Origin of the sequence: Novosphingobium sp. SG754 (genome assembly GCF_013149315.1) — a bacterium.
GTDB classification, from domain to species: Bacteria; Pseudomonadota; Alphaproteobacteria; order Sphingomonadales; family Sphingomonadaceae; genus Novosphingobium; species Novosphingobium capsulatum.
Genome location: NZ_JABGCC010000023.1, coordinates 1 through 8226, shown reverse-complemented (window position 1 = coordinate 8226; position 8226 = coordinate 1). Strand labels below are relative to the sequence as shown.

At 65.9% G+C, this 8226-nt stretch carries 8 protein-coding genes; 4 read left to right on the top strand and 4 right to left on the bottom strand.

Translation table 11 applies throughout. The features are described from left to right. Window positions 1–220 precede the first annotated feature (220 nt). From purQ to purC, 4 genes are all read right to left on the bottom strand, one after another. On the bottom strand, window positions 221–901 hold the full coding sequence (purQ, locus tag FHW97_RS21855) for a phosphoribosylformylglycinamidine synthase subunit PurQ (RefSeq protein ID WP_171799744.1): 681 nt from the start codon (window positions 899–901) through the stop codon (window positions 221–223). After that, window positions 901–1137 carry a phosphoribosylformylglycinamidine synthase subunit PurS gene (gene purS / locus FHW97_RS21850; RefSeq protein ID WP_022677348.1) on the bottom strand — a complete coding sequence of 79 codons (237 nt, stop codon included), beginning with the start codon at window positions 1135–1137 and terminating at the stop codon, window positions 901–903. Before purS ends, purQ begins: the two co-directional genes overlap by 1 nt. A 118-nt stretch (window positions 1138–1255) precedes the next feature. Further along, window positions 1256–4135: a pitrilysin family protein gene (locus tag FHW97_RS21845; protein WP_253941934.1), complete on the bottom strand. Its 2880-nt coding sequence runs from the start codon at window positions 4133–4135 to the stop codon at window positions 1256–1258. A gap of 136 nt (window positions 4136–4271) precedes the next feature. Further along, on the bottom strand, window positions 4272–5054 hold the full coding sequence (gene purC, locus FHW97_RS21840; protein WP_022677345.1) for a phosphoribosylaminoimidazolesuccinocarboxamide synthase: 783 nt from the start codon (window positions 5052–5054) through the stop codon (window positions 4272–4274). A gap of 324 nt (window positions 5055–5378) precedes the next feature. Between purC and wrbA the strand changes: the two genes are divergently transcribed. The 4 genes from wrbA (at window position 5379) to FHW97_RS21820 (ending at window position 8077) form a co-directional block, all read left to right on the top strand. After that, window positions 5379–5978 (top strand): NAD(P)H:quinone oxidoreductase, encoded by a 600-nt coding sequence (gene wrbA / locus FHW97_RS21835; protein WP_022677344.1) that lies wholly within the window; start codon window positions 5379–5381, stop codon window positions 5976–5978. 175 nt (window positions 5979–6153) lie between these two features. Next, entirely contained in the window at window positions 6154–6567 is a 414-nt protein-coding gene (locus tag FHW97_RS21830) for a ketosteroid isomerase-related protein (protein ID WP_062785060.1), read from the top strand. Continuing rightward, a complete protein-coding gene (locus tag FHW97_RS21825) occupies window positions 6564–7154 on the top strand; it encodes a GNAT family N-acetyltransferase (protein WP_171799743.1) in 591 nt (196 codons plus the stop codon). Before FHW97_RS21830 ends, FHW97_RS21825 begins: the two co-directional genes overlap by 4 nt. Before the next feature lie 11 nt (window positions 7155–7165). Continuing rightward, window positions 7166–8077 (top strand): carbon-nitrogen hydrolase family protein, encoded by a 912-nt coding sequence (locus tag FHW97_RS21820; RefSeq protein ID WP_171799742.1) that lies wholly within the window; start codon window positions 7166–7168, stop codon window positions 8075–8077. The last annotated feature ends 149 nt before the right edge of the window (window positions 8078–8226 follow it).

The following is an 8226-nucleotide window of genomic DNA, read 5'->3' as shown; positions in this document are numbered from 1 at the left end:
GCCATGCTGGCCTCCAGCACCAGCAGACATCGTGAATCACAACTCGCAGCCGTTGGGAATCCCCTATCGAGTCAATCCGATGTCATCACGCTCTAGAGGGAAGCCCTTCCCGCACGCGGGAGGGGAGCAACAAAAAAGGCCCCGCAAAAGCAGGGCCTTCTTAAATCCCCCTCCCGCTTGCGGGAGGGGTTAGGGGAGGGAATGTTACCCCCCACCGCCCTCAAGCCGAAACGTTCAACCCAGCCAGCACGCCTTCGAACAGCTTGCGCCCATCGGTGCCGCCCTGGGCGGCTTCGATCATGCGCTCGGGGTGGGGCATCATGCCCAGCACGTTGCCCGCTGCGTTGAGCACGCCGGCAATATCGCGCTGCGAGCCGTTGACCGGTTCGGCATAGCGGAACGCCACGCGGCCTTCGCCTTCCAGCCGATCGAGCGTTTCGGCGTCGGCGAAATAGTTGCCATCATGGTGGGCCACCGGAATGGTGATGACCTGGTCCTTGAAATAGCGCTGGGTAAACAGCGACTGGCTGTTCTCCACCTTGAGCGGCACTTCGCGGCAGACAAAGCGGATGCCGGCATTGCGCATCAGGGCGCCAGGCAGCAGGCCCGCTTCGGTCAGGATCTGGAAACCGTTGCACACGCCCAGCACCGGCACGCCACGCCCGGCGGCCTCGACCACGGCCTGCATGATCGGCGAACGGGCTGCCATGGCGCCCGAACGCAGATAGTCGCCATAGGAAAACCCGCCGGGAACGGCGATGAAATCAAGGCCTTCGGGCAGGGTGGCATCGCCGTGCCACACACGGTGCACCGTGCCGCCGCAGACCGCTTTCACCGCCACCGCCATGTCGCGGTCGCAGTTCGATCCGGGGAAGGTGATGACGGCAGAGGTGAACGGCATCAGGCGGCAACCTTTTCGATGCGATAGTTTTCGATGACCATGTTGGCCAAGAGCTTGCGGCACATATCATCCAGCGCGTCGTCGCTGGTGTCGTCGGCCACGTCCAGTTCGAACAGGCGCCCGGCGCGCACGTCCTTGACGCCGGCAAAGCCCAGCCCTTCCAGCGCATGGTGGATGGCGCGACCCTGGGGATCGAGCACACCGTTCTTGAGGCTGACGTGGACACGGACCTTCATCGGCGTTTGGCCTTTCACTTAAACAGGCGGATCGTGGGATATGGGACTCGGCGCCGCCTATGCCCCCGTCTGGCGCCAAGGGCAAGTCTTGCGCGCATGGCGCTCCTTGATCGCCGGGTCATGATTGCGGTGCGGGCACGCCATCGGGCAGGACCAGCACGGTCACGGCCTTGGCCGGGGCAAGCCAGGCCTTGGCGGCGGCCTGCACATCGGCGGCGGTGAGGGCCGTGAGCCGGGCACGCGCCGCCTGGAACCGGGCGATGCGATCGGGCCGCGATTGCGCGCGCGCGGCCAGCGCCACCCATCCGCCATTGCCTTTGAGCGCGTTGTCGAGCCGCTCCAGCATCGGCGCCCGCGCGCGCTCCAGCACATCGGCATCCACCGGATGGGCAGCCAGATCGCTAATCGTCTGGACCAGCGCGGCCCGTGTCGCCGCCACATCGGCCACGTTGACCGAGGCCTGCACCGTAAACGTGCCCCAGCCGGTCCACACATCGGACATGTCGCTCGAAACCCCGGGGGAATAGGCCTTGCCCAGCTTTTCGCGCACCGTGTCGAGCACCTCGATCCCGGTTACCTGCTCCAGCAGTTCCATCGTCATGGTCTGCACCGGATCGTGATCGTCGGTTGTGGGCCAGATCATGCGCACGATCGCCTGGTTGGCCGGCCCATGGTGGCGCACCACCTGCACCCCAGGAACGGCGGCAAAGCGGCGCTCGCGCGCCTGGGTCCAGGCGCCGAACGCTGGTTCGCGCGGGGGCAGGGCGCCAAACGTGCGGGCCACATCGGCAATCGCGGCCGCTTCGTCCACATCGCCGACCAGCGCGATTTCCAGCGCACCATGCGCCAGCCGATCGCCCAGCACCGGTTTCAACTGGGCAAAGCCCAGCTTCTGGTAGGCCTGCGGCGATTGCAGGGTAAAGCGCGGATCGTTGCCCGACAGGATACCGCCCAGCGCGGCCGCCAGGGCAGAGCCCGGCGTGGCGTTGAGCTGCGCGAAATAGTTGGCCATGCCCTGGTGAAACAGTTGCTCGGCCTCGGGGCGATAGCCGGGATCGGTGAGGTAGGCGGCCATGACCTGCAATTGCAGCAGCAGGTCGCGCGGCGTCGTGGTGCTGCCCGTGCCAAAGGTATCGCCACTGGCGGCAAAGCTGGTGCCCACGGCGTGGCCGGCCAGCATGGTCTGCAACTGGTCCAGGCTATAGCGGCCCAGGCCGCCGGCCGGCACGCTCGATGCCATGTCCACCGCCAGGGGATTGTCGCGGGTTTCCAGCATTTCGCCTCCGTCCAGCGCCAGGCGCACGTGGATGCGATCGGTTTCCAGCGGGGTGCGCTTGATGTTGAGCATCACGCCATTGGCAAAGCGGATGCGGCGAATGCCCAGCGTGGCATCGGTGCTGTCGGCCACCACCGTGCCGGGCGTGCCGAAATCGGTGTAGCCGAATGGCGCTGCGGTCGCCGCTTTGGCCGCGTCCAGCGGCGCGGCCATTGCGGCCTGCCAGGCGCGGCGCAGTGCCTGGGCGCCGCCGGCCGGGGCCTTGCGCCCCTGGAACCGGATCAGCGGCTTGTCCAGCGGCACGGCCTCGCGCCGCAGGGCCGCCATCACGCTGGCGGGCGTGATCGCGGGGGCAAAGGCGTTAAAGCGTTCGAGGCCGCTCGACGGCGTGGTCGGCACCATGTCGTCATGCAGCAGCGACAGCGCCAGGCTGACCAGCGTGGCGTTGTTGCGCGTCTGCTCGCCGGCGGCAGCGTTCTCGATCGCAATGCGCAGGTTCGCCACCTGCTCGTCGATCTCGGCCTGGGTAAAGCCCTGGGCCATCGCCTCGCGCCAGACCCTGCCTGCTGCGGTCAGGCCCTTGGCCCAGCCGCCATCGACGGTATCGATGATGAGGTTGGTGGTGCGGCCGATCTTGAACACGTCGCCCGTGCCAAAGCCGGCGCCGCGAAACGGCGCATCAACCTGGCGCGACAGGGTCTGGAAGCGGCGGTTGATGATGCCATAGCCGATCTGGCGCAGCAGGTTCTCGCGCCGGCTGGCGATGGTGTCGGGCTCATCGAGCCACGGCCCATGGCGCGCCACGGTGACGCGTTCGGCCAGGGCCGGGTTGGTCCACAGGTCGGTCTTGCCATGCTGGCCGGGCAAGACTTTGCCCTGGCCTGGCCGGGGTGGTGCCGGGGCAGCCTGCCAATCGGCAAAGCGCGCGGTAATCGCCTGTTCCACCTTGGCCGGATCGACATCGCCGATCACCACCAGCGTGGTCTTGGCCGGCACATAGTGGCGGTGCCAGAAATCCTTGAGCGCCTGCGCCGTCGCGGCATCGATGGTGGGGACAGTGCCGATCGGCAGCCGCTGGGGATAGGTGGCCTTGGGATAGAAGAACGCCAGCTGGTCGTGGAAATTGTCCAGCGCATAGCCTTGCCCGTCGCGCAATTCAGACAGCACCACGCCGCGTTCGCGGCTCACCGCGCCGGGCGAAAAGGTCAATTCGCTGGCCGTCTCGCGCATCAGCATCAGCGCGGTATCGATCAGGTCGGGATCGTTGCGCGGCAGGTCGAGCATGTAAGTGGTCTGCTCGAAGCTGGTCTGGGCGTTGGTATCGGCGCCAAATGCCAGCCCCTTGCGTTCCAGCAGGCGGACCATTTCCCCCTCGGGCACATGGGTGCTGCCGTTGAACGCCATGTGTTCCACGAAATGGGCAAACCCTCGTTCCGCCGCGGTTTCATCGAGCGATCCGGTCGCCACGTCCAGGCGCACCTGCACCGTGCCCTTGGGCATGGCATTGGCGACGATGATCGTGCGCATGCCATTGGCCAGTTGGCCAAAGCGGAAGCGCGGATCGGGCGGCAGGTCAGACTTCTGGAAAACCCAGGTGGGCGCTGGTGCGGCCTGGGGCAGGCCGGCAACCGGCCCATGGCCCAGGCCAGTACACGCACCCAGCAACAGCGCGACGGCAAGCGGCAGGGCACGATACGGGCGAAACGAGACAGGCAGCATCATTGCCGCCGGTGTGCCGCTCCTGCCGTGCCGCCGCAAGGACTTATCTGGTAACGAATAGCGCCCACGCGAAAGGGCCGGGAAACCAGGTTCCCGGCCCTTGCTATCGTCTGTGCCCAGATGGACGCCGGCGCAGCGCTTACTTCTTGGAGCGCAGCTTGCGGTGCGCGCCCAGGTCGAGCACTTCGCTCGGCCCGTCGTTGTCGAGCAGGCCAAGGCGGCGCGCCACTTCCTGATAGGCTTCTTCCTCGCCACCCAGGTCACGGCGGAAACGGTCCTTGTCCAGCTTTTCGCCGGTGACCATGTCCCACAGGCGGCAGCCGTCGGGGCTGATTTCGTCGGCCAGGATCACGCGGCTATAGTCGCCATCCCAGATGCGGCCGAATTCCAGCTTGAAGTCCACCAGGCGGATGTTGATCGCCGCGAACATGCCGACCAGGAAGTCGTTCACGCGGATCGCCATCGAGGAAATGTCCTGCATTTCCTCGTTGCTGGCCCAGCCGAAGCAGGCGATGTGCTCTTCGGCGATCATCGGATCGCCCAGCGCATCGTCCTTGTAATAGTATTCGATCAGGGTGTGGGGCAGCGGCTCGCCTTCGGGAATGCCCAGGCGCTTGGAAATGGAACCGGCCGCCACATTGCGCACCACCACTTCGATCGGCACGATTTCCACCTGGCGCACCAGCTGCTCGCGCATGTTGAGGCGGCGGATGAAATGCGTGGGAATGCCGATGTGGGCCAGGCGCGTGAACACATACTCGCTGATGCGGTTGTTGATCACGCCCTTGCCGTTGATCGTCCCGCGCTTCTGCGCGTTGAACGCGGTGGCATCATCCTTGAAATATTGGATGAGAGTGCCCGGTTCGGGGCCTTCATAAAGGATCTTGGCCTTGCCTTCGTAGATCTGGCGGCGACGCGACATGCGGCTTCTTCCTGCGCGGTGGGGGCGATTCGGCCCGCCCCCATGGAAAAACAAGAAACCCCGGCAAACGAGGGAGCCGCGTGGCGACTGCATCGTGTGGGCCGGGGCATTCCCATTCGCCCATATGCGAAAAAGCACGGAAACGCAAACGCTGGCCGGGCGTTCGGCATTTCAGAACATTTAATCCGATCTTATCGCCCTATCTTGAATGTCGCTGGTGCGGCACAAGACTGGGCAAGACGGCACGGCGCGGTGGCTTGATCCCTCGATGATCCACCGGCCGCGTCACCCAAGTTTACCCTCTCTGCCCAAGGATGATGTGTGATGAGCAAGGTTCTGGTTCTCTATTACTCCAGCTATGGCCACATCGAAACCATGGCTAACGCCATTGCCGAAGGTGCCCGCGAAACCGGCGCCACGGTCGACGTGAAGCGCGTGCCCGAAACCGCCCCGCTTGAAGTGGCGCAGGCTGCCCACTTCAAGCTTGATCAGGCGGCCCCTGTCGCCACCGTTGCCGAACTGGCCGAATACGATGCCATCATCGTCGGCACCGGCACCCGCTTTGGCCGCATCAGCTCGCAGATGGCCGCGTTCCTCGACCAGGCCGGCGGCCTGTGGGCCAAGGGCGCGCTCAACGGCAAGGTTGGTGCGGCGTTTACCTCCACCGCCAGCCAGCATGGCGGCCAGGAAGTCACGCTGTTCTCGATCCTGACCAACCTGCTGCACTTCGGCATGACGATCGTTGGCCTCGACTATGGCTTCCAGGGCCAGCTGACGCTTGATGCCGTGCACGGCGGCACCCCCTATGGCGCCAGCACGATCGCCGGTGGCGACGGCAGCCGCCAGCCCAGCGAGATCGAACTGGACGGCGCGCGCTATCTCGGCCGCCGCGTGGCCAACACGGCCAACAAGCTGTTCGACTGATCGCCCTCTCGGCCTGCCCCCCCCCCCTCAGGCTGATTGATGCAAGCGGCGCGGGCCTGTTCCCGCGCCGCTTCATTGCATATGGGCAATACAGCATGCCAAAACGGGTTGTGGCAGCCGGCGGATTGATCGGCTAGCGCTGTGGCGACACTGCCTTTTCCACGGAGACCCGCCCATGTCGCGCGCCGCCACGCTGGCCCTGCTTGAAACCTATTACGCCGCCTTCAACGCCGGGGATTGGAACGGCATGCTGGCGTGCCTGGCCGATGACGTGGCACATGATATCAACCAGGGCAGCCGCCAGGTGGGCAAGGATACCTTTGCCACGTTCCTTGGCCATATGGAGCGCTGCTACAAGGAACGCCTCGAAGACATCGTGCTGATGGCCAGCGAAGACGGCAGCCGCGCCGCGGCCGAATTCGTTGTCCATGGCAGCTATCTCGCCACCGACGAAGGCCTGCCCGAGGCGGCCGGGCAAACCTATGTGCTGCCGGCCGGCGCCTTTCTGGCGATCGAGGGTGGCAAGATCACCCGCTTGACGATGTATTACAACTTGGCTGACTGGACCGCGCAGGTCGTCGGCGCATGAGCGTCAGCGTCCGCCCGCTGAGCGGCGCGGAAGTGGGCGCCGCGCTGGACGATCTGGCGGCCTTGCGCATCGCCGTCTTTGCCGCCTGGCCCTATCTCTATGACGGGGATCGTGCCTATGAGGCGCGCTATCTCGCCGAATATGCCGCCGCGCCCGGCGCCGTGCTGGTGGCCGCGTTCGATGGCGCGCGCATCGTCGGGGCTGCCACCGCCGCGCCGATGCGTCACCAGAAGGCGGCCTTTCGCATGCCCTTCGAACAGCGCGGCATCGCCACGCAAGACCTGTTCTATTTCGGCGAAAGCGTGCTGCTGCCCGAATATCGCGGGCAGGGCATTGGCCACGCGTTCTTCGATCATCGCGAGGATGCGGCCCGCGCCGCCGGGGCGCAGGCCGCCTGCTTTGCCGCGGTGATTCGTCCCGCCGACCATCCCGCCCGCCCTGCCGGCTACCGCCCGCTCGATGCCTTCTGGCAGGCGCGCGGCTATGCCCTGGTGCCGGGCCTCGTGACCGAGCTGCCGTGGAAAGACCATGGCGAGGCGCAAGAGACCGCCAAGCCGATGCAATACTGGCTCAAGTCCCTGTCGTAAAAAGGCACGCCATGCCCCGTTTCACCGTTGCCGCCGCGCAATATTCGATCGATCGCCTGGCCGATTGGGCCGCCTATGAAACCAAGCTGACCATCTGGGTGGAACAGGCGGTGGCCGGCGGCGCGACGCTCTTGGTGTTTCCCGAATACGGCGCGATGGAACTGGCCAGCCTGGACCCGGCAACGATGGGCGATCTGGCCGGTTCGATCGACACGGTTTCAGCCCTGCTGCCGCAGGTTGACGCGCTGCACGCGCGGCTGGCGCAGGCCCATGGCGTGCACATCCTCGCTGCCAGCGCCCCGCGTCGCACCGCCGATGGCCAGGTGCGCAACACGGCGCGGCTGTTTGCGCCCAGCGGCGCCATGGCCAGCCAGGACAAGCTGATCATGACCCGCTTCGAGCGCGAGGAATGGTTCATCAGCGGCGGCAATGGCCTGCGCCTGTTCGATACCGCGCTGGGCCGGCTGGCGGTGGTGATCTGCTATGACAGCGAATTTCCGCTGCTGGCGCGGGCGGCGGTGGAAGCAGGCGCACAGGTTCTGCTCGTGCCCAGCTGCACCGATACGCTCCACGGCTATTGGCGGGTGCGCCTGGGCAGCCAGGCCCGTGCGCTGGAGGGGCAATGCTATGCCATCCAGTCACCCACTGTGGGCGATGCCGCCTGGTCTCCGGCAGTCGACGTGAACCGCGGTGCGGCCGGCGTCTATGGCCCGCCCGATGCCGCGCCAGCCGGTGGCGGCATGCCGGCCGATGGCGTGCTGGCGCTGGGCGAGGAAGGCGTGGGCCAGTGGGTCTTTGCCACGATCGACACGGCCCATGTCGATGCCCTGCGCGCCTACGGTGGCGTATTGCTGGTGCGCCACTGGGCCGAACAGCCCGGGGCCGCGCCCTTGCCGCCCGTAGAAGTGGTTTCGCTGCGCTGAGCGGCGTGGGGAAATTTCAATCGCTGCTTACGCCAAAATGACGCCGATATCTGTTTAGGCCGTGAACCCATAAATGAAACTATCGCTTTGTCGGCTTCCGCGCGCGGAATAGGATGGGTCCGACAAAGCAAATGTAAGCGACTGACGCA

Bases quoted from the DNA above. Each gene is read 5' to 3' on its own strand.
- purQ (WP_171799744.1), bottom strand. From the start codon at position 901: ATGCCGTTCACCTCTGCCGTCATCACCTTCCCCGGATCGAACTGCGAC.
- FHW97_RS21830 (WP_062785060.1), top strand. From the start codon at position 6,154: ATGTCGCGCGCCGCCACGCTGGCCCTGCTTGAAACCTATTACGCCGCC.
- wrbA (WP_022677344.1), top strand. From the start codon at position 5,379: ATGAGCAAGGTTCTGGTTCTCTATTACTCCAGCTATGGCCACATCGAA.
- FHW97_RS21845 (WP_253941934.1), bottom strand. From the start codon at position 4,135: ATGATGCTGCCTGTCTCGTTTCGCCCGTATCGTGCCCTGCCGCTTGCC.
- purS (WP_022677348.1), bottom strand. From the start codon at position 1,137: ATGAAGGTCCGTGTCCACGTCAGCCTCAAGAACGGTGTGCTCGATCCC.
- FHW97_RS21825 (WP_171799743.1), top strand. From the start codon at position 6,564: ATGAGCGTCAGCGTCCGCCCGCTGAGCGGCGCGGAAGTGGGCGCCGCG.
- purC (WP_022677345.1), bottom strand. From the start codon at position 5,054: ATGTCGCGTCGCCGCCAGATCTACGAAGGCAAGGCCAAGATCCTTTAT.
- FHW97_RS21820 (WP_171799742.1), top strand. From the start codon at position 7,166: ATGCCCCGTTTCACCGTTGCCGCCGCGCAATATTCGATCGATCGCCTG.